This window comes from Streptomyces caniferus (genome assembly GCF_009811555.1).
GTDB lineage: Bacteria > Actinomycetota > Actinomycetes > Streptomycetales > Streptomycetaceae > Streptomyces > Streptomyces caniferus.
Map to the genome: position 1 here is coordinate 484,968 of NZ_BLIN01000002.1, position 23,440 is coordinate 508,407.

The 23,440-nt window shown below is 73.1% G+C and carries 18 protein-coding genes; 10 read left to right on the plus strand and 8 right to left on the minus strand.

The window, feature by feature from the left end; translation table 11 throughout:
- Positions 1–17: 17 nt before the first annotated feature.
- Together Scani_RS03930 and Scani_RS03935 are read right to left on the minus strand one after the other, a co-directional pair.
- Entirely contained in the window at positions 18–1,439 is a 1,422-nt protein-coding gene (locus Scani_RS03930) for a sensor histidine kinase (RefSeq protein WP_174872607.1), read from the minus strand.
- The gene (locus Scani_RS03935; RefSeq protein WP_159470055.1) at positions 1,432–2,148 is read right to left on the minus strand and encodes a response regulator transcription factor; all 717 of its coding nucleotides are present in this window, start codon (positions 2,146–2,148) and stop codon (positions 1,432–1,434) included. The genes Scani_RS03930 and Scani_RS03935 overlap by 8 nt, the downstream gene beginning before the upstream one ends.
- Before the next feature lie 110 nt (positions 2,149–2,258).
- Between Scani_RS03935 and Scani_RS03940 the strand changes: the two genes are divergently transcribed.
- Positions 2,259–2,969 (plus strand): PepSY domain-containing protein, encoded by a 711-nt coding sequence (locus Scani_RS03940; protein ID WP_159470057.1) that lies wholly within the window; start codon positions 2,259–2,261, stop codon positions 2,967–2,969.
- Positions 2,970–3,697: 728 nt separating this feature from the next.
- Here Scani_RS03940 and meaB read toward each other — a convergent pair.
- Entirely contained in the window at positions 3,698–4,657 is a 960-nt protein-coding gene (gene meaB / locus Scani_RS03945; RefSeq protein WP_159470059.1) for a methylmalonyl Co-A mutase-associated GTPase MeaB, read from the minus strand.
- Positions 4,658–4,730: 73 nt separating this feature from the next.
- The gene (locus tag Scani_RS03950; protein WP_159471664.1) at positions 4,731–5,906 is read right to left on the minus strand and encodes an acetyl-CoA C-acetyltransferase; all 1,176 of its coding nucleotides are present in this window, start codon (positions 5,904–5,906) and stop codon (positions 4,731–4,733) included.
- 173 nt (positions 5,907–6,079) lie between these two features.
- On the opposite strand from Scani_RS03950, the gene mce reads away from it, so the two are divergent.
- From mce to Scani_RS03985, 7 genes are all read left to right on the plus strand, one after another.
- Complete coding sequence (gene mce, locus Scani_RS03955; RefSeq protein WP_159470061.1) at positions 6,080–6,520, plus strand: methylmalonyl-CoA epimerase; 441 nt, start codon at positions 6,080–6,082, stop codon at positions 6,518–6,520.
- 208 nt (positions 6,521–6,728) lie between these two features.
- Positions 6,729–10,979: a polarized growth protein Scy gene (gene scy / locus Scani_RS03960; protein ID WP_159470063.1), complete on the plus strand. Its 4,251-nt coding sequence runs from the start codon at positions 6,729–6,731 to the stop codon at positions 10,977–10,979.
- 113 nt (positions 10,980–11,092) lie between these two features.
- Positions 11,093–12,031: a coiled-coil domain-containing protein gene (locus Scani_RS03965; RefSeq protein ID WP_159470065.1), complete on the plus strand. Its 939-nt coding sequence runs from the start codon at positions 11,093–11,095 to the stop codon at positions 12,029–12,031.
- Between the two features lie 171 nt (positions 12,032–12,202).
- Entirely contained in the window at positions 12,203–13,240 is a 1,038-nt protein-coding gene (locus Scani_RS03970) for an ABC transporter ATP-binding protein (RefSeq protein WP_159470067.1), read from the plus strand.
- A gap of 3 nt (positions 13,241–13,243) precedes the next feature.
- Positions 13,244–14,017 (plus strand): ABC transporter permease, encoded by a 774-nt coding sequence (locus Scani_RS03975; protein ID WP_159470069.1) that lies wholly within the window; start codon positions 13,244–13,246, stop codon positions 14,015–14,017.
- A gap of 254 nt (positions 14,018–14,271) precedes the next feature.
- Positions 14,272–15,564 (plus strand): ABC transporter ATP-binding protein, encoded by a 1,293-nt coding sequence (locus Scani_RS03980; RefSeq protein ID WP_159470071.1) that lies wholly within the window; start codon positions 14,272–14,274, stop codon positions 15,562–15,564.
- Between the two features lie 380 nt (positions 15,565–15,944).
- Positions 15,945–16,943 carry an ABC transporter permease gene (locus Scani_RS03985; RefSeq protein WP_371872321.1) on the plus strand — a complete coding sequence of 333 codons (999 nt, stop codon included), beginning with the start codon at positions 15,945–15,947 and terminating at the stop codon, positions 16,941–16,943.
- Between the two features lie 69 nt (positions 16,944–17,012).
- On the opposite strand, the gene Scani_RS03990 is transcribed toward Scani_RS03985, so the two are convergent.
- Positions 17,013–17,357 carry an Rv1322 family protein gene (locus Scani_RS03990; protein WP_159470073.1) on the minus strand — a complete coding sequence of 115 codons (345 nt, stop codon included), beginning with the start codon at positions 17,355–17,357 and terminating at the stop codon, positions 17,013–17,015.
- 186 nt (positions 17,358–17,543) lie between these two features.
- On the opposite strand from Scani_RS03990, the gene Scani_RS03995 reads away from it, so the two are divergent.
- A complete protein-coding gene (locus tag Scani_RS03995) occupies positions 17,544–18,587 on the plus strand; it encodes an LLM class flavin-dependent oxidoreductase (protein ID WP_159470075.1) in 1,044 nt (347 codons plus the stop codon).
- A 172-nt stretch (positions 18,588–18,759) separates the two neighbouring features.
- Here Scani_RS03995 and Scani_RS04000 read toward each other — a convergent pair whose 3' ends face one another.
- On the minus strand, positions 18,760–19,152 hold the full coding sequence (locus tag Scani_RS04000; RefSeq protein WP_159470077.1) for an SCO5389 family protein: 393 nt from the start codon (positions 19,150–19,152) through the stop codon (positions 18,760–18,762).
- A gap of 249 nt (positions 19,153–19,401) precedes the next feature.
- On the opposite strand from Scani_RS04000, the gene nucS reads away from it, so the two are divergent.
- Positions 19,402–20,064, plus strand: coding sequence for an endonuclease NucS (nucS, locus tag Scani_RS04005; protein ID WP_159470079.1), 663 nt, complete (start codon positions 19,402–19,404; stop codon positions 20,062–20,064).
- A gap of 84 nt (positions 20,065–20,148) precedes the next feature.
- Here the strand turns inward: nucS and Scani_RS04010 are convergent, their stop codons facing one another.
- Positions 20,149–22,773, minus strand: a complete 2,625-nt coding sequence (locus Scani_RS04010) for an ATP-binding protein (RefSeq protein ID WP_159470081.1) — start codon at positions 22,771–22,773, stop codon at positions 20,149–20,151.
- Positions 22,774–23,105: 332 nt separating this feature from the next.
- Positions 23,106–23,429, minus strand: a complete 324-nt coding sequence (locus Scani_RS04015) for an STAS domain-containing protein (protein WP_159470084.1) — start codon at positions 23,427–23,429, stop codon at positions 23,106–23,108.
- Positions 23,430–23,440 lie beyond the last annotated feature (11 nt).

Here is a 23,440-nt window from a genome sequence, read left to right on the forward strand (position 1 = left end):
CCGGCGGCCCGGGCCGGTCAGCCGGCCACCGGCAGCCGCAGTTCGAACACCGACCCCGCGCGCACGGCCAGCGAACCACCGTGCCGCTCCGCGACGTCCCGCGCGATGGCCAGCCCCAGCCCGGCCCCGCCGTCGTCCCGGGCCCGCGCGTCATCGAGCCGTACGAACCGCTCGAAGATCCGCTCCCGCTCGCCCTCCGGCACCCCGGGCCCGTCGTCCTCCACCCGCAGCACCGCCCACTCCCCCTCGCGCACCACGGCCACCCGCACGGACGCGGCGGCATGCCGCTGGGCGTTGTCGAGCAGATTCCCCAGCACCCGCGCCAACTGACCACGGGACCCGGCCACTTCCCCGGCCGCCAGCTCCCCGACCTGCACCGGGATCCGGTCCGCGACCCGCTGCGAGCTCTCCTCGCGCACCATCGCCGCCAGATCGACCCGGGCCTCGGCCGGCCGCTCCCCCGCGTCCAGGCGCGCCAGCAGCAACAGGTCCGCCGCCAGCCGCTGCAGTCGTACGGTGTCCTCCACCGCACCGGGCACATCCAGCAACTCCGGATGCGCCACCCCCACTTCGAGCTGGGTCCGCAGGCTCGCGATCGGGCTGCGCAGCTCGTGCGAGGCGTCCGCGACGAACCGCCGCTGCCGCTCCACGGACGTCTCCAGCGCCGCCAGTGTCTCGTTGGTCGTCCGCGCCAGCCGGCCGACCTCGTCCTGCGACGACGGCACCGGCACCCGACGGCTCAGATCGGTACTCGCCGTGATCGCGGCCATCTCCCCTCGGATGCCCTCCACGGGCCGCAGCGCCCGCCGGGTCACCAGCCAGGTCACCCCCGCCACCACCACGAGCAGCAGCGGCAGCCCGATCAGCATCGCGGTCCGCACCGACCCCACGGCCTCCTGCTCCGGCGCCAGCGCCGCCCCCGCCCGCACCGTCGCCTCCCCGCCACGGGTGTCCTTGGCCTCGACCACCGCGAACCGGTAGTCGACCGTCTTCCCGTCGACGTCCGCGGTCCCGTCCCGGTGACCGACGTCCCCGTCGACCTCACCGGGCGCGAGCCCGCTCCGGTCGTCGTCATCGTCGTCGTCCTCGCCCTGCGTACCCGGCCCGACGCTCCCCGGCCCCCGCTGCACGCCGCCCACCGGCTTCCCGTCGACGGCACGCACGTCCTCGCCGACCGCCAGCACCCGTCCGCCGTCGTCGGCGACCACCACCGGATGGTCCTCACCGTCCGGCAGATCCAGCTTGTCGTACGGCGTGCCCGTCGCGATCTGCGCAGCCACCTCCCGCGCCGCGACCTCGGCCTGCAGCCCGGCCTGGTCCTGCAGATTGCTGCGCAGCACCAGCAGCACGGCCGTCCCCGCCGCGATCAGCGCCAGGGCCACCACGACCGTCGCGCCGGCCGCCGCCCTGGCCCGTACGGAGCCCAGCACCCTACTCACCCGCCACCAGCCGGTATCCGGCGCCGCGCACCGTCACGATGTGCCCCGCACCGAGCTTGCGCCGCAGTGCGCTCACATACACCTCGATGATGTTGACATCGCCCTCGTAGGCGAAGTCCCAGACGTGGTCCAGGATCTCCGCCTTGGAGACCACCTCGCCCGCCCGCAGCGCCAGCTGCTCCAGCACGGCGAACTCCTTCGCCGTCAGCGCCACTTCGGCCCCGTCCCGCTCCACCCGCTGCGCGCCCTGGTCGACGGCCAGCGACCCCACCCGCAGCACCGGCGGCGCGGTCCGCCCACGCCGCCGCAGCAGCGCCTTCACCCGCGCCACCAACACCACATACGAGAACGGCTTGGTCAGATAGTCGTCGGCCCCGGTGTCCAGCCCCTCGGCCTCGTCGTACTCGCCGTCCTTGGCCGTCAGCATCAGCACCGGCACCTCATGGCCGGCGGCCCGCAGCGCCCCGCACACGCGGTAGCCGTTCATCCCCGGCAGCATGATGTCGAGCACGACCAGGTCGTAGCTCTCCTCACTCGCCTGGTGGAGCCCCACCAGCCCGTCGTGCACCACATCGACCGCATAGCCCTCAGCCATCAGCCCCTTGGCCAAGGACACGGCGAGCCGCTTCTCGTCCTCCACGATCAGGAGCCGTCGGGGGCGGTGCGCGGCGGGGCCGGGCGGGCGGTACTGCGTGACGGGCGGGTGCATGCGCTCACCATGCCATCCCGTTCCTGAAGCCCCCTTCAGGCACCTTCAGGTCCCCTTCAGCTTCGTTCGGCCAGTGTGTGGGCACAGCCGATCGCAAGGGGAGAACACACATGAAGCGCCATCTGATCATCGCCACCGCCGCCGCGGCCGCCCTCGTCGCCGGCGGCACGGTCACCGCCGTCGCGGTCAGCAACGACGGCTCCGGCAGCGCCCGGTCCGGCGCACCGGTCTCGGCGCAGCCCGCCGCCCACGACGCGGGGACGTCCGCCTCCGGCACCGCCCAGGTGCAGGACGGCCGCTCCAGCATCCGCATGCAGGACGACGACGCCGACGGCCGGGAGGACCTCCGCGAGGCCAAGGCCGCCAAGGTGACCGCACCGGACGCCGCGGCCGCCGCCCTGAAGGCCGTCCCCGGCACCGTGGCCGGCCTCGACCTGGACGCGGACCGCCCCGGCCTGGTCTGGGACGCGGACGTCCTGGGCAAGGACGGCAAGTGGCACGAGATCACCCTCGACGCCGGCAACGCGCGGGTGCTGAACCAGCACGTCGACCACGACGAGGACGACGACGCCCGCGAGCTCGCCGCCCTCCGGAACGCCAAGACCGACGCCGCGGCCGCCGCACGCACCGCCGCCTCGCACGGCAAGGTGACCTCCGTCGAACTCGACGACGACCACCGCTCGAAGGCCGCCTGGGAGGTCGAGACGCTCACCAAGGACGGCAAGGAGCACAAGCTGCTGGTCGACACCCAGTCCGGCAAGCTGAGCGCCGTTCCGGCGCATGACGCCGACGACGACGACAACGACGGCGCGGACGACTGACCCGCCGCCCCATCACCCCTGGCCCCGCCCACCTCACCGTGGGCGGGGCCTTCGGCGGGTTGCCGTGGCGGGGCCGGGCGGGGTTTCGCGCTCGCGTGGGACCGGACAGTGCGGCGGTCCGGTGGCTGGGGCCGGTTCGCCTGCGGCGGGTGGGTGGTGGGTCGGAGGGGACGCCCGGTACCCCGTCCTCGGCGCGGGCGCATCTGGTACGTGGTACAGATCGGCCCCGCGTTCGCTCCGGTCCTGCGGGCGGGGCACCGGACATCCCCTCCGACCTCCGTACGTGCGCGACTGTCCCGCCGTACCGATCACCGTCACGACCAGATGCGCCAGGTCTTGGCACGGAGCGGGCCAGGCGACCCGCAGATTGGGCGCGGGCCCAGGTGGAGCGGTGAGGGACGGTGCCACCGGCCGGCAGTCGGGAACGGGCGTAGGTCGGAGGGGATGTACCGGAGCCCGCCCGCAGGACCGGAGCGAACGCCGGGTCGGTCTATGCCACGTACCAGGGCCGCCCGCGCCGAGGACGGGCTCCGGTGCGTCCCCTCCGACCCCCGCGGCAACCACAAAAGCCGCCCGGGGGCCAGCCCACGCACCCGCACCGAACAACGGCCGATACGCCAACGGCACCCCAAAGGGGCGCGGGGAACTGCGCGCCCAGCCCCAACGCACCCGCAGACAAAACGTCGGCACCCGCAGACAAACCAACGCCCCCGCCGCGCGGAGCGGCCTCAGTCCCCGTTCGTCAGCCCGTCGACCAACTCATCCGCCGCCCGGTAAGGATCCGTCTCGCCGGAGACGATGCGCTCGGCCAGCGCATCGAGCCGGCGATCGCCGCGAAGGTCACCGATCCGCTCCCGCAGCGCCGTGACCGCGATCGTCTCGACCTCGTGCGCCGCACGGGAGCGGCGCCGCTCGGCCAGCACGCCGCGCTCCTCCATCCAGGCCCGGTGCTTCTCCAGCGCCTCGACGACCTCGTCGACCCCCTCGCCCCGCGCCGCGACCGTCTTGACGATCGGCGGCCGCCAGTCCCCCGCCGCCCGGGACTCCCCCAGCCCCAGCATGTGGTTGAGCTCGCGGGCGGTGGCGTCGGCCCCGTCCCGGTCCGCCTTGTTGACGACGTAGACGTCGCCGATCTCCAGGATTCCGGCCTTGGCCGCCTGGATGCCGTCGCCCATGCCGGGCGCGAGCAGCACGACGCTCGTATCGGCCTGCGAGGCGATCTCCACCTCGGACTGGCCGACGCCGACCGTCTCGACGAGGACCACGTCGCAGCCCGCCGCGTCCAGGACCCGGATCGCCTGCGGCGCGGCCCACGCCAGGCCGCCGAGATGGCCGCGGGTGGCCATCGAGCGGATGTAGACGCCGGGATCCGAGGCATGCTCGCTCATCCGTACGCGGTCGCCGAGGAGCGCGCCCCCGGAGAACGGCGAGGACGGGTCGACGGCGAGCACGCCGACCCGTTTGCCCGTCTTGCGGTACGCCGTCACCAGCGCGGACGTGGTGGTGGACTTCCCGACCCCGGGCGAGCCGGTCAGCCCGACCACATAGGCGTTGCCGGTGAGCGGCGCCAGGGCCGCCATCACCTCGCGCAGCTCCGGTGACGCCCCCTCCACGAGGGAGATCAGCCGGGCCACGGCCCTCGGCCGGCCCTGCCGTGCCTGCTCCACCAGCTGTGGGACGTCCACCATCGCCGCTCGGCTCCTTCGGTTCGCTCGTCCGCGAATCGGCCCGCCCGTACGCGTGTCCGCGTACGGGTCCCGCTTACTTACCCGGTACGCGAATGATCAGCGCGTCGCCCTGACCACCGCCACCACAGAGCGCGGCGGCACCCACGCCGCCGCCCCGCCGGCGCAGCTCCAGCGCGAGGTGCAGCACGATGCGGGCTCCGGACATCCCGATCGGGTGACCCAGCGCAATGGCGCCGCCGTTGACATTCACCTTTTCCGGGGACACCCCCAGGTCCTTCATCGACTGCACGGCGACGGCCGCGAAGGCCTCGTTGATCTCGATCAGGTCAAGATCGTCGACGGTCAGCCCGTCCTTGCCCAGCGCGTGGTTGATCGCGTTGGACGGCTGCGACTGGAGCGAGTTGTCGGGGCCGGCGACATTGCCGTGGGCGCCGATCTCCGCGATCCATTCGAGGCCGAGCTCCTCGGCCTTGGCCTTGCTCATGACGACGACCGCGGCGGCGCCGTCGGAGATCTGCGAGGAGGTGCCGGCGGTGATCGTGCCGTCCTTGGCGAAGGCCGGACGGAGCTTGCCGAGCGACTCCGCGGTGGTCTCGGCGCGGATGCCCTCGTCCTTGCTGAAGACGACCGGCTCGCCCTTGCGCTGCGGGATCTCCACGGGGGTGATCTCGGCCTCGAAGAGCCCGTTCTTCTGGGCGGCGGCGGCCCGCTGATGGGAGCGCGCCGCGACCTCGTCCTGCTCCGGACGGGCGATGCCCAAACGGGTGTTGTGCTTCTCGGTCGACTCGCCCATCGCGACGCCTTCGTAGGCGTCCGTGAGGCCGTCGTGGGCCATCGCGTCGAGCATCTCGACGGCGCCGTACTTGAAGCCCTCACGGGACTTCGGGAGCAGGTGCGGGGCGTTGGTCATGGACTCCTGGCCGCCGGCGACGACGACGTCGAACTCACCCGCGCGGATGAGCTGGTCGGCCAGCGCGATGGCGTCGAGCCCGGAGAGGCAGACCTTGTTGACGGTCAGCGCGGGGACGTTCATGGGGATACCGGCCTTGACCGCGGCCTGGCGTGCCGGGATCTGCCCTGCCCCGGCCTGGAGCACCTGGCCCATGATCACGTACTGCACCTGGTCGCCGCCGATGCCCGCCCGGTCCAGTGCCGCCTTGATCGCGACGGCGCCCAGGTCGGCGCCGGAGAAGGTCCGCAGGGATCCCAGGAGCCGCCCCATGGGGGTGCGCGCTCCCGCCACGATCACTGAGGTGCTGCCGTTCGTGCCGTTCGTTGCAGACATGCGGTGCGGCCTTCCTTTGCAGGGAAGTTAACGAGGGTTCCCGTCAATGTACTGAGCGGTACGCGCCGGGTCACCGGCAAGGAGGTGTGATCGCGCGCACGTTGCGTAACCAGCCATGCGAGGGGTGCACTGGAGCCATGCTGACGCGAATCGACCACATCGGGATCGCCTGTTTCGACCTCGACAAGACTGTCGAGTTCTACCGTGCCACGTACGGCTTCGAGGTGTTCCACACCGAGGTCAACGAGGAGCAGGGAGTCCGGGAAGCCATGATCAAGATCAACGGGACGTCGGACGGCGGCGCCTCGTATCTGCAGCTCCTGGAGCCCACCCGCGAGGACTCCGCGGTGGGCAAGTGGCTTGCCAAGAACGGCGAGGGGGTGCACCACATCGCCTTCGGCACCGCGGACGTGGACGAGGACTCCGAGGCCATCCGCGGCAAGGGCGTCCGGGTCCTCTACGACGAGCCCAGGACGGGTTCGATGGGGTCGCGGATCACCTTCCTGCACCCCAAGGATTGTCACGGTGTGCTCACCGAACTCGTCACCGCGGCGCCCGCCACCTCCGAAGAGCACTGACCTTCACCTTCCCCGGCCGGTAGAGTGCAGCTTCGGCCGGGGTAAGGGAGTGGGGCTCGGTCCATACTCTGCCGATGATCTGACACCATTTCTTCGGAAGGGTCAGCTCCGAGGGGCGCGAGTCCGGTACGACGTGACGTGTACGGGACGAGCGCCGCAGTACCGGAGACGGCCGCCACCATGACCAGGGGACGGATGGGACCGCGCAGTGCGGGGCAACGACCGCTACGAGGCTGACGACCACCTCTCGCAGTTCGAGGCCGAGATGGAGCGGCTGAAGAGCGAGCGGGACAAGGCCGTCCAGCACGCCGACGACCTCGGCTACCAGGTCGAGGTGCTGCGCGCCAAGCTCCATGAGGCGCGCCGCAACCTCGCGACCCGTCCTGCCTACGACAACGTCAGTCATCAGGCCGAGCAGCTGCTGCGCAATGCGCAGATCCAGGCGGACCAACTGCGCACGGACGCCGAGCGCGAGCTGCGCGAGGCGCGGGCACAGACCCAGCGGCTGCTGCAGGAGCAGGCCGAGCGGCAGTCCCGGCTGGAGGCCGAGCTGCACGCCGAGGCCGTCACCCGGCGCCAGCGGCTCGACGAGGAGCTCAACGAGCGCCGGCAGACCGTCGAGTCGCACGTCAACGAGAACGTCGCCTGGGCCGAACAGCTGCGTGCCCGGACGGAGTCACAGGCCCGCCGGCTGATGGAGGAATCCCGCCGGGAGGCCGAGCAGGCGCTGTCGGCCGCGCGGGACGAGGCCCAGCGGCTGGCCGAACGCGCCCGTGAACGGCTCGGCACCGCGGCCGAAGAGGCCCGCACCGAAGCGGAAAGCATCCTGCGCCGCGCCCGCACGGACGCCGAGCGACTGCTGAACGCCGCCTCCAACCAGGCCCAGGAGGCCACCGATCAGGCCGAGCAGCTGCGCACCAGCGTCGGCACCGAATCGGAGGAGGCCCGCCGCCAGGCCGCGGAGCTGACCCGCACCGCCGAGGCCCGCGTCCAGGAGGCGGACAAGGCGCTGCGCGACGCGCGCGCCGAGGCCGAGAAGCTGGTCGAGGAGGCGCAGCAGAGCGCCACCAAGCGGCTGACGGCGGCCGAGTCGGACAACGAGCAGCGCACCCGTACGGCCAAGGCGGAGATCGCCCGGCTGGTGGGTGAGGCCACCAAGGACGCCGAGGCGCTCAAGGCCGAGGCCGAGCAACTGCGCGAGGACGCCCGTACGGAGGCCGACCGGCTGATCGCCGAGGCCCAGGAGGCCGCCCGTTCGCAGGCGTCGGAGGACGCCGCGGCCCAGCTGGCGAAGGCCGCCCGCACCGCCGAGGAGGTCCTGAACAAGGCCTCGGAGGACGCCAAGGCCACCACCAAGGCGGCCGCGGAGGAAGCCGAACGCCTGCGCAGCGAGGCCGAGTCCGAGGCGGACCGGCTGCGCGAAGAGGCCCATGACACCGCCGCCCAGCTCAAGGGCGCGGCGAAGGACGACACCAAGGAGTACCGCGCCAAGACCGCCGAACTCCAGGAGGAGGCACGGCGGCTGCGCGGCGAGGCGGAGCAGCTGCGCGCGGACGCGGTCGCCGAGGGCGAGCGGATCCGCAGCGAGGCCCGCCGGGAGGCGGTCCAGCAGATCGAGGAGGCGGCCGGGTCCGCCGAGGAGCTGCTGGGCAAGGCCAAGGCCGATGCCGAGGAGACCCGTTCGGGCGCCGTCGCGGAGAGCGAGCGGGTGCGGACGGAGGCCATCGAGCGGGCCACCGCGCTGCGCCGGCAGGCCGAGGAGGCCCTGGAGCGGGCCCGGTCGGAGGCCGAGGAGCTGCTGACCGAGGGCGCCCAGGCCGCGGAGATGGTGACCACCGAGGCCGAGGAGTCCGCCGCCCGGCTGCGCGTGGCGGCCGAAGAGGCCGCGGAGGAGCTGCGGACCGGCGCGCAGACCGAGCTGGACCGGCTGCACAGCGAGGCGCGGGACAAGGTCGCCGCCGCCGAGGAGTCGCTGCGCCACGCCCGCGCGGAGGCGGAGGGGCTGCGCCGGGAGACGCAGGAGGAGGCGGCCCGCCTCAAGGCGGAGTCCGCCGAGCGGCGCCGGATGCTGACGCAGCAGGCCGAGGAGGAGGCCGAGCGGCTGCGCACCGAGGCCGCGTCCGACGCCTCGTCGGCACGTGCCGAGGCCGAGTCGGTGGCGGCACGGCTGCGCACCGAGGCGTCGGCCGAGGCGGAGCGGCTGAAGTCGGAGGCGCAGGAGACCGCGGACCGGGTGCGCGCCGAGGCCGCGACGGCCGCGGAGCGCACGGGCGCGGAAGCCGCGCAGGCGCTGGCCGCTGCCCAGGAGGAGGCCGCGCGGCGGCGCCGGGAGGCCGAGCAGCTGCTGGGCGAGGCCCGCGAGGAGGCCCACCAGGAGCGGACCGCGGCGCGCGAGCAGAGCGAGGAGTTGCTGGCGTCGGCCCGTACGCGGGTGGGCGAGGCGCAGGAGGAAGCCGAGCGGCTGGTCGAGGAGGCGGACCGGCGCGCTGGCGAGCTGGTGGCGACCGCCGAGCAGACCGCACAGCAGGTGCGGGACGCGGTCGCGGGGCTGCACGAGCAGGCCGGCGAGGAGATCGCCGGGCTGCGGTCGGCGGCCGAGCACGCCGCGGAGCGCACCAAGGCCGAGGCGCAGGACGAGGCGGACCGGGTCCGCAAGGACGCCTACGACGAGCGCGAGCGCGCCTCCCAGGACGCGGCGCGGGCGCGGCAGGAGGCCCAGGAGGCCACGGAGGCCGCGAAGGCACTGGCGGAGCGGGCGGTTTCCGAGGCCATCGAGGAAGCCGAGGCGCTCCGCACGGAAGCGGCCGGTGTCCTCGACGAGGCACGCCGGGACGCCAATACGGCGCGCGCGGAGGCCGCCGAGCAGGCCGACCGGCTGCTGGCGGAGGCGACCGCCCAGGCCGAGAAGCTGGTCGCGGACGCCACGGCGAAGGCACAGCAGCTGCGTACCGACGCCTCGGACGCACTGGCCGCGGGCGAGCAGGACGCGGCGCGGGCCCGTGCGGAGGCGCGCAACGACGCGAACCGGATGCGTGCGGACGCCGCGGAGCAGGCCGACCGCCTGGTCACCGAGGCCCGCGCGGAGGCCGAACGGATCGTCACCGAGGCGACCGAGCTGACCTCGTCGGCGCAGGACGACGCGGACCGTACGGTCCAGGAGGCCCAGCAGACCGCCGAGCGGCTGCGGGCCGAGGGCGAGCAGCAGGCGCAGTCCCTGGTGGCGGAGGCGACCGAGGCGTCGGAGCGGCTGCGGGCCGAGGCGGCCGAGGTGCTGGAGAAGGCCCGTCTGGACGCCGAGCAGACCGGCGACCAGGCGCGCGAGGCGGCCAACAAGACGCGTTCGGACGCCGCGGAGCAGGCCGACCAGCTGATGTCGGAGGCCGCGAGCGAGGCGGAGCGGCTGCGCGCGGAGGCGGCGGAGACGACCGCGGACGCCGAGCGGGACGCGGACCGTACCCGGGCCGATGCCCGGGAGCAGGCGGACCGCATGACGGCGACGGCCACCGCGGAGGCGGACCGGCTGCGGACGGAGGCGGCCGAGACGGTCACCGCCGCGCAGGAGCACGCCAACCGCACCCGCAGCGAGTCCGCGAAGGTCAAGGAGGACGCCGAGGCGGCCGCCGAGCGGACCCGGACGCAGGCACAGCAGGAGGCGGACCAGCTCCTCGACGAGGCGCGGAAGGACGCCGCCAAGCGCCGCGGGGACGCGGCCGAGCAGGCGGACCAACTCATCGCCAAGGCCCAGGAGGAGGCGCTGAAGGCCGCCACCGCCGCCGAGGAGCAGGCCGACACGATGGTCGGTGCGGCCCGCAAGGAGGCCGACCGGCTCCTCGCGGAGGCGACGTCCGACGGCAATGCGCGGGTGGAGAAGGCGCGTACCGACGCGAACACCCTGCTGGAAGAGGCCCGCGGTGACGCCACGGGCATCCGGGAGCGCGCCGAGGAGCTGCGCCAGCGGATCGAGTCCGAGGTCGAGGAGCTGCACGAGCGGGCCCGCCGGGAGTCCGCGGAGACGATGAAGAACGCCGGCGAGCGGGTCGACAAGCTCATCGCGCAGGCCACCGCCCAGCAGGTGGAGGCCGAGGAGAAGGCCGACCGGATGGTGTCGGACGCGAACAGCGAGGCGAGCAAGGTCCGGATCTCGGCGGTGAAGAAGGCCGAGGGCCTGATCAAGGAGGCCGAGAACAAGAAGGCCGCGGCGGTGCGCGACGCGGAGCGGATGCGCACCGAGGCCGAGGCCGAGGCCACCCGGATCGTGGACGAGGGCAAGCGGGAGCTGGAGGTCCTGGTGCGCCGGCGCGAGGACATCAACGCCGAAATCTCCCGCGTCCAGGACGTACTGGAAGCCCTGGAATCGTTCGAGACACCCGGCGGAAACGGGGAGGGCAAAGGCGGCGGGGTGAAGGCGGCCGCGGGCGCGGGGGCAACTCGTTCGAGTGGCAAGCAGTCTGAAGGGTAGCCACTCAAATGAGGGGTCATTCTCCAGATCAAACGGGCAATGACTCGATGACACGCCGTTGTGACCCCTAGGATTCTCCTTATCACCTCACCGGTCTCTTCGACAGGAACCCCATGAGCGACACTTCCTCCCCCTTCGGCTTCGAGCTCGTGCGGCGTGGGTACGACCGCGGTCAGGTGGATGACCGCATTACGAAGCTCGTCGCGGACCGCGACAGCGCGCTGGCCCGCATCACGTCGCTGGAAAAGCGGATCGAGGAGTTGCACCTCGAAACGCAGAACGCCCAGGCGCAGGTCAATGACGCCGAACCGTCCTACGCGGGCCTGGGTGCGCGCGTGGAGAAGATCCTCCGTCTCGCCGAGGAAGAGGCGAAGGATCTGCGCGAGGAGGCCCGCCGGGCCGCCGAGCAGCACCGTGAGCTGGCAGAGTCGGCCGCCCAGCAGGTCCGCAACGACGCCGAGCAGTTCGCCACCGACCGGAAGGCGAAGGCGGAGGACGAGGGCGCCCGGATCGTCGAGAAGGCCAAGGGCGAGGCCGCCACGCTGCGCTCCGAGGCCCAGAAGGACGCGCAGTCCAAGCGCGAGGAGGCGGACTCCCTCTTCGAGGAGACCCGCGCCAAGGCGGCGCAGGCCGCGGCCGACTTCGAGACCAACCTCGCCAAGCGCCGTGAGCAGTCCGAGCGCGACCTGGCCTCGCGTCAGGCCAAGGCCGAGAAGCGGCTCGCGGAGATCGAGCACCGCGCCGAGCAGCTCCGCCTGGAGGCCGAGAAGCTGCGGACGGACGCGGAGCGCCGGGCCCGCCAGACGGTGGAGACCGCGCAGCGTCAGGCCGAGGACATCGTGGCGGACGCCAACGCGAAGGCGGATCGTATCCGCAGCGAATCCGAGCGCGAGCTGGCGGCGCTGACCAACCGCCGCGACTCGATCAACGCCCAGCTGACCAACGTCCGCGAGATGCTGGCCACGCTCACCGGCGCGGCGGTGGCCGCGGCCGGCGCCCCCGGCGAGGACGAGACCGCATCCCGCGGCGTCCCCGCCCAGCAGACCCGCTGAACCTCCCCCGGCCCACGCCGGGTGGTGCCCCCTCGCAGGTTTCGAACCGGTCCGCACCGCGCCCCCGTACCGCCCCTCTGTGGCGGCGCGGGGGCGCGGTGCGTACGGGGGGTCAGCCGGGCGGCCCCGCCCCGGTGGCAGGGGCCACGGAGCGCGCCTAGCGTGCTGTACATGATCGAGCTCGAGGGGCTGACCAAGCATTACGGCGACACGGTCGCCGTGGACCACCTCACCTTCACGGTGCGGCCCGGTATCGTCACCGGCTTCCTCGGCCCCAACGGCGCGGGCAAGTCGACGACCATGCGGATGATGCTCGACCTGGACAACCCGACGTCGGGCACGGTCCGGATCGACGGCAAGCACTACCGGCAGCTGCAGGACCCGCTGACGTACATCGGGGCGCTGCTGGAGGCGAAGGCGGTGCACGGCGGCCGGAGCGCCGCCAACCATCTGCTGTGTCTGGCGCAGAGCAACGGCATCGCGCGCAGGCGGGTCGGCGAGGTGCTGGACACCGTGGGGCTGACCTCGGTCACCAAGAAGCGGACGAAGGGCTTCTCGCTCGGTATGAGCCAGCGCCTGGGCATCGCCGCGGCGCTGCTCGGCGACCCGCAGGTGCTGCTCTTCGACGAGCCGGTCAACGGCCTCGACCCCGAGGGCATCCACTGGATCCGTACGCTCATGCAGAACCTCGCGGCCCAGGGCCGGACCGTTTTCGTCTCCTCCCATCTGATGAGCGAGATGGCGGTGACCGCCGAGCACCTGATCGTGATCGGGCAGGGCCGGCTGATGGCCGACACCTCGATGAAGGACTTCATCCACCAGAACTCGCGGTCGTACGTCCGGATGCGGTCCCCGGAGCAGGAGAAGCTGCTGGACCTGCTGCACGCCGAGGGCATGCAGGCGGTGGCGGTCGGCAACGGCTCGCTGGAGGTCGACGGGGTGCCCGCCGAGCGGCTGGGCGAACTGGCCGCCGGACATCAGCTGGTGCTCCATGAGCTGAGCCCCCAGCAGGCGTCCCTGGAAGAGGCGTTCATGCAGCTGACGGCCGGGTCGGTGGAGTACCACGCGCACGACGGCGAACCGGTGCCGGCGCAGACCGGAGGGTCGCCGACGGCGCGGCCCCCGGCAGAACCGCAGACGGCCGGGGCGCGGCCGGGCGAGCCGCAGCCGACCGGCTGGGGTGCCAACTGGCAGAAGAAGAGGAGCTGACGGATGGCGGCGGTCGGGCAGGTCATTCGGTCGGAGTGGACCAAGATCAGGTCGGTGCGGTCCACGGTGTGGACGCTGGGCATCGCCGTCGTGGTCACCATTGGGCTGGGCGTGCTGATCTGCAGCCTGACCAGCAAGGACTTCAACTCGATGCCGGCCAGGTCCCGGCTGGCGTTCGACGCCACCAACGTCAGTTTCGCCGGGATGGGCCTGGGCCAGCTCGCGATGATCGTCTTCGGCGTGCTGGTGGTGTCGAACGAGTACAGCACCGGCATGATCCGCGCCTCGCTGGCGGCCGTTCCGCAGCGCGGCACCTTCCTCTTCAGCAAGCTGCTGGTGGCCACCGCGCTGGTCTTCGTCGTCGGCCTGGTGACCAGCTTCGTGACGTTCTTCGCCGGGCAGTCGGCGCTGGGCGATCTCCGGGCGCACATCGGCGATCCGGGCGTGCTGCGCGCGGTGATCGGCGGCGGGCTCTATATGACGCTGATCGCGCTGTTCGCGATGGCGGTGGCCACCATGCTGCGCAGTCCGCTGCTTTCACTGGGCATTCTGATGCCGTTCTTCTTTCTCATTTCCAACATTCTTCGAAATGTCCCGGCGACCCAGAAAATCGGCCGCTTTCTGCCGGATCAGGCGGGCGCGAAAATCATGCAAGTGGTGACGCCCGTCAACGACGATGTGCCGTACGGTCCGTGGGGCGGACTGGGCATCATGATCGCTTGGACGGCCGCGGCGCTCATCGGCGGGTACGTGGTTCTGAAAAAGCGGGACGCATAACCGGCCACGGGAAATCCGCCCCCTCCCCCACCGTTACCGGAGAGAGCGGCCTGGAGAGCGAAAGCCGCAGGTCCGGCGCCACCCGGCCGCCCCGCTCCCGCCGTGGCCGGCACGGCGGGGCGGCGGACCCGCGGCCCGGCAGGACCGCCGAGAACAGGGGGAATTGACGGGAACCGTCAACCGCCGGATAGCCTCCTAACCCTCACGGGGGTACGAGGGCGCCTCTGCCCCGACCATCTCGCGAGGGGCGGAGAATGATCGAGGCAGTCGGCCTGACGAAGCGCTATGGCGCCAAGACGGCCGTGCACAACTTGTCGTTCCAGGTACGGCCGGGCACGGTGACCGGCTTCCTGGGGCCCAACGGCTCCGGTAAGTCGACCACGATGCGCATGATTCTGGGCCTGGACGCACCGACCTCGGGGCGGGCCACCATCGCCGGGCGGCCCTTCCGCAGCCTCCCCAACGCTCCGCGCCAGGTGGGCGCGCTGCTGGACGCCAAGGCCGTGCACGGCGGGCGCAGCGCGCGCCAGCATCTGCTGTCCCTGGCCCAGTTGTCCGGCATCCCGGCCCGCCGGGTCGACGAGGTGCTCGGGGTGGTCGGTCTGCAGGACGTCGCGGGGCGGCGCTCCAAGGGCTTTTCGCTCGGTATGGGCCAGCGGCTGGGCATCGCCGCGGCGCTGCTCGGCGACCCGCAGGTGCTGCTCTTCGACGAGCCGGTCAACGGCCTCGACCCCGAGGGCATCCTGTGGGTGCGCAATCTGATGAAGCAGCTGGCGGCCGAGGGCCGTACGGTCTTCGTCTCCTCGCACCTGATGAGCGAAATGGCGCTGACCGCCGAGCACCTGATCGTGATCGGCCGTGGCCAGCTGATGGCGGACATGCCGGTCAAGGACTTCATCTCGGCCAACTCCGCCGATTTCGCCCGGGTGCGCACGCCCGACACCGAGCCGGAGCAGCGCGAGAAGCTGACCGCCGCGCTCGGCGAGGCGGGCGCGCAGATCGCCCCCGAGCCGGACGGTGCACTGCGGGTGACCGGGCTGCCGCTCCCCCGGATCAGCGATCTCGCCCATCAGGCCGATGTCCGGCTCTGGGAGCTGTCGCCGCACCAGGCGTCGCTGGAGGAGGCGTACATGCGGATGACGCAGGGCGCCGTGGACTACCGCTCGACGCACGACCCGCGGGGCGGTCCGCAGGGCGCCCCCGCCGGGTACGCCCCGCAGGGCGGCGCACCGCAGGGGTTCGCGGGCGGCCCGGGATACGCGGCCGGTCAGCCCGGCCAGGTTCCGGCGGGTGTTCCCGGCCAGGGGCAGCCGAATCCGTACGCCCAGCAGGACCCGTACGCCCAGCAGGCGCCCGGGGCCGCGCCGGGGCAGGGCTACCCGCCGCCCGCGCCGGCCCAAGGTCACCCGTACGGGTCGCCCGAGTCCTACGGCGCACCCCACCCGTACGGGCAACAGCCCGCCGCGCCGATGCCCCCCGCGGCCCCCGTCGCGCCGCCCGCCTCCCCCGCCGACCAGCCCACGCCGCACCACGAGGAAGCCCGATGACCAGCCCTCAGCAGCCGCAGCCCCAGCCGCAGCCTGAGCGCGGATCCCACGACACCGGCGCGCAGGAGCAGCCGATGCCGGCCGCGCCGCCGATGCCGCCCGCCGCGCCGCCGGCGCAGCAGGGCACCCCGCCCCAGGCGCCGCCCGCCGGCCCGGAGCAGCCCGCACAGCAGCCGGCCCCGCAGCAGCCCGCGCCCGCCAAGGAGGCGGGCACGATGATGCTCCAGGCCCAGCAGGCACCCGGGCAGCAGCACCCGCAGGCACCCGCGCCCCAGCCGCTCGCCGCGCACGGACCGGGCAAGGACGCGGGCACGATGACGCTGCAGGCCCAGCAGGCGCCCGGCCAGCAGCCCGCACCCGCCAGGGAAGCGGGCACGATGATGCTCCAGGCCCAGCAGGCACCCGGGCAGCAGCACCCGCAGGCACCCGCGCCCCAGCCGCTCGCCGCGCACGGACCGGGCAAGGACGCGGGCACGATGATGCTCCAGGCCCAGCAGGCACCCGGACAACAGCACCAGCCCCAGTACCAGGCCCAGGCCCAGGCCCCGCAGCAGCCCGCCCCGCCGCACCCCCAGCAGGCCTACGCCGGCGGACCGGGCGGCTATGTCTCGCCCATCCCCGTGCGCCCCACCCACCTCGGCCATGCGCTGGCCTCGGAGTGGACGAAGATCCGCTCGGTGCGCTCGACGATCTGGACGCTGGGCGTGATGCTCCTGCTGATCGTCGGCATCGGGCTGCTGGCCTCCCTCGCGGCCGGCTCGGACCGCGAGATGGACCCGCTGCTCGGCGTCGGCTTCGTCGGCGTCCTGCTCGGCAGCCTGTGCGTGATCACCTTGGGGGTGCTGTCGATCTCGTCCGAGTACGGCACCGGCATGATCCGTACGACCCTCACCGCCTCCCCCAGCCGCATCCGGCTGCTGACCGCGAAGGCGCTCGTCTTCTTCACTCTCGCGCTGGTGCTCACGACGGTCGCGACCACCCTGGTCGCGCTGCTCGACAGCGCGATGCTCAACGGCCCCGCGCCGACCACCGACCAGTGGCTGCGCGCCACCCTCGGCGCCGGTCTGTACGTCGCGCTGCTCGGCCTGCTGGCACTGGCCGTCGGCGCGCTGCTGCGGCACTCCGCGGGCGCCATCAGCACGATGATGGGCGTGGTGCTGCTGCCGATGCTGCTGGCGCTGTTCCTGCAGGGCGAGAGCCTCAAGGACGTCCAGCGGGCGCTGATCGAGTACTCGGTCCCCAGCGCCCTCGCCGCGCTGTACGACATCCCCTTCCTCAGCACCGGCCCGTCCGGCTGGACCCCCGTGGGGATCCTCGCCGGGGTGACCGCGGTGGTGCTGGGCGGCGCCTACGCCGCGCTCATGCGGCGCGACGTCTGACGCCACGCCCGCGGCGTTCCCGCAGAGCCTGTCTTGGTGCCCCGGCCGGGGTGCGGAGGCAGGCTCTGCTCAGTACCGGGGCGCGTTCCGGGTCCGCTGGAGCCGTGCGCTGCGGCGGTCCCGTGCGTTCCAGCAGGCCTTGTGCCAGTGTCTGCGGTCGTCGACGTCGCCGTGCTGCGGCCAGGCCACGACATGCGGCACCCCGGGCGGAATCTCCTGGTCACAGCCGGGGCAGCGGTAGTGCTTGGCCGCGCCGCCGCCCCCGACGTGCCGCACGACCCAGTCCTCGCCGCGCCACTCCTCGATGGTCTCCCAGCCGCCGCCGGGAGACGCCCCCATCCGGCCGTAGTGGTCACCGCCCGTGCGGTCGATGGGCTTCGCACCGCCGTGCTGGCGGTTTCGGCGCGGGGACACAGAACACCTCGGATATGTACGGAGTCACGGGCTGTCACCAGCGTACGCGGCACGGTCAGGGGTGAACGCCGCTCGGCAGGATTCTGCGATCATCAGGAAATTTCGCGTCAGGCCGTGCCCTTGGCACGTGTCACACGTTGTTGCCTGTAAGGGGGAGTCGCGTCGGCTGCGAGGAGGCAGAGAGCGATGCGCGTTGGGGCTTTCATCCTGGCCGCTCAATTCCCCGGCCAGGGACAGGGGGAAGCACTGCACCGCGCGGTGCGCTCCGCGGAGGTTGCGGAGGAGGCCGGACTCGACGATGTCTGGCTGGCGGAGCACCACTTCGTACCCTACGGCGTCTGCCCGAATGCGGCGACGCTGGCCGGGCTGCTGCTGGGACGGACCCGCAGGATCGGCGTCGGCACGGCGGTGAGCGTACTGCCGACCCAGCATCCGGTAGCACTCGGTGAGCAGGCGGCGTTGCTGCACCTCGCCTCCGACGGGCGGTTCACGCTCGGCGTCGGCCGGGGCGGCCCCTGGGTCGACTTGGAGGTGTTCGGTTCCGGGCTCGAAGCGTATGACCACGGCTTCCCGGAATCGCTCGATCTGCTGATGCGCTGGCTGCGGGAGCCCCGGGTCGGCGCGCAGGGCGAGCGCTATACGTTCCGGGAGGTGGCGGTCGTACCGCGTCCGGCGGAGGCGCTCCTGCACCCCGACGATCCGGGGGCCGGTGGACCGCCGGTGGTGGTCGCCTGCACCTCCCCCTCGTCGGTGCGCACGGCCGCGGCGCGCGGCCTGCCGATGCTGCTGGGCATGCACTGCGGCGACGAGGAGAAGGCGGAGATGGTCGCGCTGTGGCGGTCGGCCGCGAGGGAGGCCGGGCTGGACGGCGACGAGGTGGCCGCGGCCGCGCACGTCTCGGCCGGGTTGGTGCAGATCGCCGACGACCGCGAGGCCGCGCGCGAGACCCTGACGAAGGCGATGCCCGGCTGGCTGCGGCAGGGGCTGGGCGCCCATGTGACGGTCGACGGCCGCTATCGCGCGATGCGTGATCCGCTGGCGTACACGGAGTTGCTGTGCGATCTGCATCCGGTGGGCCCGCCGCAACTGTGCGCGGACCGGCTGGCGGCGACCGCGGAACGTACGGGCATCACCCGCTTCGCGTTGCTGGTCGAGGGCTCCGGCGATCTCGCGGCGACGGAGGAGAACGTCCGCCGGCTGGGCACGGAGGTCCTGCCGCAGGTGGAGTGACCGGGACCGGTACGGCGGACGGCAGGCCGGCGCCGCGGGCGGGTGCAGCTGCCTGCGACGCAGGGTGCGAGGGCGCCGTACGAGGAAGAGGTCGTCCTGCTGTGAGTGGTGCTGCCGCTGGCGCACGGCACGGTGCGTGTCACCACCGTGTGCGCAGCGGCAGCAACTTCGTTCAGCAGTCGCGGAGTTCGGGCGACTGGTTCAGCAGCTGGCCCCGTATGGACGTGAAGCGGGCCAGTCGGTCGTCCACCACCGGGTCGAGCGGGAAAACCGCGACACGGTGGCAGTTCTGAAAGGCGAGCCGCACACCGAAGTGGTGCTCCAGCGAACCACGGATGGCGTCACTCGCCAGTGCGCGCAGCAACTGCCCGCGCGCCTGCTCGTCCGGCGGCGGCGTCTGATTGTCGGCGAACTCTCCGCCGTCGACCTTCAGCTGGGCCACCAGAGAGCTGATCATCCCCCATGCATAGGGCAGGGAGGTCCGGACGCAGTCGACAAATGCGGCTTCGTCGACCTCGCCTCGCTCGGCCTGTTCGAGGAGGGCCGGTGAGACGTCGAGCGACATGAGGTTCTCCTCTCGCGGCCCCGCCGGGACGGACAGGGCCTAGGGACGGGACTAGGGGCTTTGCGACGGAGCGTGTTCGCCTCACAACCCCCCGCTTCAACGGTATGCCGCACAAGAGGCCCGCACCAGGAGATTGCACATACAACCGGCCATTGGCGAGCGCCGGGGGTGCGGGGATTTCCCCCGTAAAGGTCCGGTGATCCAGGGCGAATCGCGTGGGGGGCCTCCGGTCGAGTAGCGTTTCGCCCCATGCGCCTCGTCATCGCCCGCTGCTCCGTGGACTACGCGGGCCGGCTCACCGCCCATCTCCCCTCGGCCCCTCGCCTCATCCTGGTGAAGGCGGACGGCTCCGTCTCCATTCACGCGGACGACCGGGCCTACAAACCCCTCAACTGGATGTCGCCGCCCTGCACTCTCAAGGAGGGCGACGGGGAGGTGTGGACGGTGGAGAACAAGGGGGGCGAGAAGCTCATCATCACCCTCGAGGAGGTCATGCACGACTCCTCGCACGAGCTCGGCGTCGACCCGGGGCTCATCAAGGACGGGGTGGAGGCGCACCTCCAGGAGCTGCTCGCGGACCGGATCGAAACCTTGGGCGAGGGATACTCGCTGATTCGGCGTGAATACCCCACTGCCATCGGCCCGGTGGATATCTTGTGCCGGGACGCGGATGGCCAGACCGTCGCCGTCGAGATCAAGCGGCGTGGTGAGATCGACGGTGTCGAGCAGCTCACCCGCTACCTCGAACTCCTCAACCGCGACCCGCACTTGGCGCCGGTGAAGGGCGTCTTCGCGGCGCAGGAGATCAAGCCGCAGGCGCGCGTCCTGGCCACCGACCGCGGTATCGGCTGCGTCGTCCTGGACTACGACGCACTGCGCGGCATCGAGGACGACAAGCTCCGTCTGTTCTGACCCCGTGCGGCCCCGTGGGCGGCCGCACAGCGCGAGGGCCCGGTACACACGTACCCGGGCCCTCGCGCTGTGTGCCGGACGGCCTCAGCCGGCCGGGGCGCTCTGCGTACCGGAGGCGGAGGGTGCTGTTCCGTCGGACGGGGCGCTGCCACCGCCGTCGGACGGCATGGTGCCGCTGCCACCGGAGGAGCTTCCGGAGGGCTGGGCGGCCGACTGCGACGGGCTCTGCGTCGTCGGCTTGCCCGTGCCCGTGGGGTCGTCGCTGGGCGTCGGGTCCGTCGACGGGCCGGTCGGGTCGTCCGTCGGCGGGTCCGTGGGCTCGTCGGTCGGCGGCCGCGTATGGGTCGGCCGGCCGGTGGGCGCGGTGGGCCGCCCGGTCGGCTCGGCCGGGCCGGTCGACGGGTCCGTGGGCCCGGTGCTGGGGTCGGTGGGCGAGCCGCTGGTGGCGGGGGTGCTGGTCGACGGGGACGGGCTCGGCGAGTGGGCGGGGGTACCGGGCCGGGAGGTGCCGGGGCCGGCGGGCGGCAGGCTGGAGCCCGTGGCGGGCTGTTCGGCCGGCAGCTCGCTGCCGTCGCCGTCGTCCGTGGTCTGCTCCGTGCTGACCTTGTCGTCGTGGGGGTGGGTGCCGCCCGTCGCCCCGAGAGTGACGAGGGTGCCGAGGACGGCCGCCAGCAGCGCGCCGGCGCCCGCGGCCACGGCGTTGCGGCGCGCCCCGCCGAACACCCGCAAGGCGCCCTTGCCGGTCCTGGTGCCGCCGTCGGCCGCGGCCGGGACGGCCGTGGTGGCGGCGGTCGCCGAAGCTCCCCGGGCGACGATCGTGGCCGCGGCCTCCTCGGCGCGTGCCGCCCGCAGCTTGGCGGTCGAGGCGGTGTCACGCGGCCTGGCGGCCGGCGCCTTCGACTTGGACTTCGACATGTCCGGCTTCCGGGCGGCGGCCGCACCGGTCGCCTGCGGGAGCGCCGTGGTGGCCGCCGCGGCCGCTTCGGCCCGCGAACGGTCGGTGACCAGCGCCAGGGCCCGCCGTCCGGCCACCGCGCCGTTGCGGTCGGAGAGCACCCCGCGCAGTCCGATGGACGCCTCCAGCTCGGCGCGCGCCCGGTCGAGGCTGCCGGTGCACAGCGCGAGGACGCCCAGCTCGTGGTGGAAGTAGGCCTCTTCGGCGACCTCCCCGGCCAGTCGTGCGGCCTCCTGGCCGTGCCGCAGGCTGCGCTCCCACGCGTTCCACTGCAGGGCGGCGGCGAACGCCGGGGCGGCCGTACGGGCGAGCAGGACGGCCGCGCTGGCGTGCCCGCTCTCCCGGCTGCCGGTCAGCACGCCCATGGCGGCCAGCGCCACATCGGACTCGGCGGCGACCCGCTCGGGGGTGACCGAGGGGTGCCCGGCCCACCAGGCGTAGTGCTGGGCGGCGGTGTGCGCCCGTGCGGCGGCGTCCTCGGCGTACCCGGCCGCCTCCAGCTGGTCCTGGACGGTGGCGGCGAGCCGGTAGTGGCTGCCGACCGGGGTGATCAGGCCGCAGGCCAGCAGCTCGCCGAGGGCGGCGTCGGCGTGGGTGTCCTGGGTGAGGGCCGGCAGATGCGCCTGGTGGGGCAGCTCGCCGCCGAGCGCGACGGCGAAGCGCAGCGTCTCCTGGGCGGCGGCGCCGAGCCGCGAGGCGAGCAGCGGCGCGGGGGCGGCGGCCTCGCCGAGGGACGGCAACGGCACCTCGGGCCGCTCGCCGGGCTCCGCGGAGTCTTCGGCGGCGTCGGCGGCGGCGGCCGTCCCCTCCCCGGGGAAGAGGCCGTAGCCGTCGTCGAGGGCGCCCGGTCCGGCCCGCAGCCGGTCACACTGTCGCAACAGGGCGGCCGCCTGCACGAACCGCAGCGGCAGCCCCTCCGACTCGAACCAGAGGTCGGCGGACCAGGCCTCCTCGTCGTCGGTCAGCGGCCGGTCCACGGCGCGCCCCAGCAGCCGGGCGCAGGCCGCCCGGCCGAGACCGCCGAGGAAGACCTCTTCGAGGTGCGAGCCGGGGCTGGGGGCCGCGACATCGGGCGTGGCGGCGATCAGGAAGGCGCACTCGGGGGTCGCGTCGAGCAGCTCGTCGAGCGCGGCGCCGCCGAACTCCAGGTCGTCCAGGACGACGATGGCGCCGATCTCGGCGATCATGCGCAGCAGTTCGGGCCGGTCCAGACGGTGCTGCGGGGCCCGGTAGACGGCGGTGAACAGCGCGTGCAGCAGGTCGGTGGCGGTGCGGTGGTAGCCGGAGAGCCGGATGACGCCGTCGGGGGCGAGGCCGTCGCAAGCGGTGGCGACGGCGTCCAGCAGTCGGGTGCGGCCCGAGCCGGAGGGGCCGGTGACGCGTACGGAGCGACCGCGGGAGAGCAGCCGGACCAGGCGTTCGGTGTCCTCGGTGCGCTCTTCGAGCACGGCCTCGTGTCCGGCGACCCCGGGCGGGCCCGGGGGCACCGGGGGCGCGGCGGCACGGGCGGCCGCGGCGCGTTCCTGCGGGTCGAGTCTGCCGGGGGTCTCGGGGCGCTCGCCGGGCGGGCAGGGTTCTATTTCGCTGCCGTCGACGGGGTTGACGGTGACGAGGTAGGGGCCCGAGACGAGCCGGACGACACGGGCGAGCCCGCCGGAGCCGCTGCGCGCGACGCCGAACGCGGGGGCCGGTGGCTCGGCAGGGCCGCCCTGCTCGCCGTACTCCTCAGGTCCCCGGTGGTGGTTCGGGTCCATGCTGCAAGCTCCCAGATCTGGCGTGCCGACTGCGCTTCCGGCCGTCCGCACTCCCCCGGCTCCGGCAGGTCGTCCTCAGCCGTCGCGTCTGGTCCGGTGCCCGCCGCGGATGATGGCATACGGGCGGGAACCGAACCATAGACCTGGAGAGCGGGCCGGTGCACCGCCGGGGGCCGGTCCTGACCGGAACTTCCTGGATTGGTCGGTATCACGCGGTTTACGACATTTCTGTCGCGTGGCTCTTCGGTTTTCCTCACGCTTCGGGCGCGATCCTGATCGCCCCTGCCGCCCCGGACCCCCGTGCGGGTGGGCGGCCGAGACGCTCCCCCGTCTCAGACCCGGGGGAGCGTCTCCGACTCGATGCCGCCTTCGATGGCGAGGATGCGGTGCAGCCGGGTGGCGACGAGCAGGCGCTGCATCTGGGGCGGCACTCCGCGCAGCACCAGCCTGCGGCCCACCCGGCCGGCGCGGCGGTGGGCGCCCATGATCACGCCGAGCCCGGTGGCGTCCCAGGAATCCAGCTCGGTCAGGTCCAGCACGAGATCGCCCCGACCGGAGTCGACGGCGGCATGCAGGGCCGTACGGGCGTCCGCCGCGCTGCGGACGTCGAGGCGGCCCCCGACAACCAGCTCGGCGTGGTCGCCCCTGATGTGCATATGCGCTCCCC

Excerpts from the sequence above, each read along its gene's own strand:
- Scani_RS03935 (WP_159470055.1), bottom strand. The coding sequence starts at position 2,148 with ATGCACCCGCCCGTCACGCAGTACCGCCCGCCCGGCCCCGCCGCGCAC.
- Scani_RS03940 (WP_159470057.1), top strand. The coding sequence starts at position 2,259 with ATGAAGCGCCATCTGATCATCGCCACCGCCGCCGCGGCCGCCCTCGTC.
- meaB (WP_159470059.1), bottom strand. The coding sequence starts at position 4,657 with ATGGTGGACGTCCCACAGCTGGTGGAGCAGGCACGGCAGGGCCGGCCG.
- mce (WP_159470061.1), top strand. The coding sequence starts at position 6,080 with ATGCTGACGCGAATCGACCACATCGGGATCGCCTGTTTCGACCTCGAC.
- Scani_RS03965 (WP_159470065.1), top strand. The coding sequence starts at position 11,093 with ATGAGCGACACTTCCTCCCCCTTCGGCTTCGAGCTCGTGCGGCGTGGG.
- Scani_RS03970 (WP_159470067.1), top strand. The coding sequence starts at position 12,203 with ATGATCGAGCTCGAGGGGCTGACCAAGCATTACGGCGACACGGTCGCC.
- Scani_RS03975 (WP_159470069.1), top strand. The coding sequence starts at position 13,244 with ATGGCGGCGGTCGGGCAGGTCATTCGGTCGGAGTGGACCAAGATCAGG.
- Scani_RS03980 (WP_159470071.1), top strand. The coding sequence starts at position 14,272 with ATGATCGAGGCAGTCGGCCTGACGAAGCGCTATGGCGCCAAGACGGCC.
- Scani_RS03985 (WP_371872321.1), top strand. The coding sequence starts at position 15,945 with ATGCTCCAGGCCCAGCAGGCACCCGGGCAGCAGCACCCGCAGGCACCC.
- Scani_RS03995 (WP_159470075.1), top strand. The coding sequence starts at position 17,544 with ATGCGCGTTGGGGCTTTCATCCTGGCCGCTCAATTCCCCGGCCAGGGA.
- Scani_RS04000 (WP_159470077.1), bottom strand. The coding sequence starts at position 19,152 with ATGTCGCTCGACGTCTCACCGGCCCTCCTCGAACAGGCCGAGCGAGGC.
- nucS (WP_159470079.1), top strand. The coding sequence starts at position 19,402 with ATGCGCCTCGTCATCGCCCGCTGCTCCGTGGACTACGCGGGCCGGCTC.
- Scani_RS04010 (WP_159470081.1), bottom strand. The coding sequence starts at position 22,773 with ATGGACCCGAACCACCACCGGGGACCTGAGGAGTACGGCGAGCAGGGC.
- Scani_RS04015 (WP_159470084.1), bottom strand. The coding sequence starts at position 23,429 with ATGCACATCAGGGGCGACCACGCCGAGCTGGTTGTCGGGGGCCGCCTC.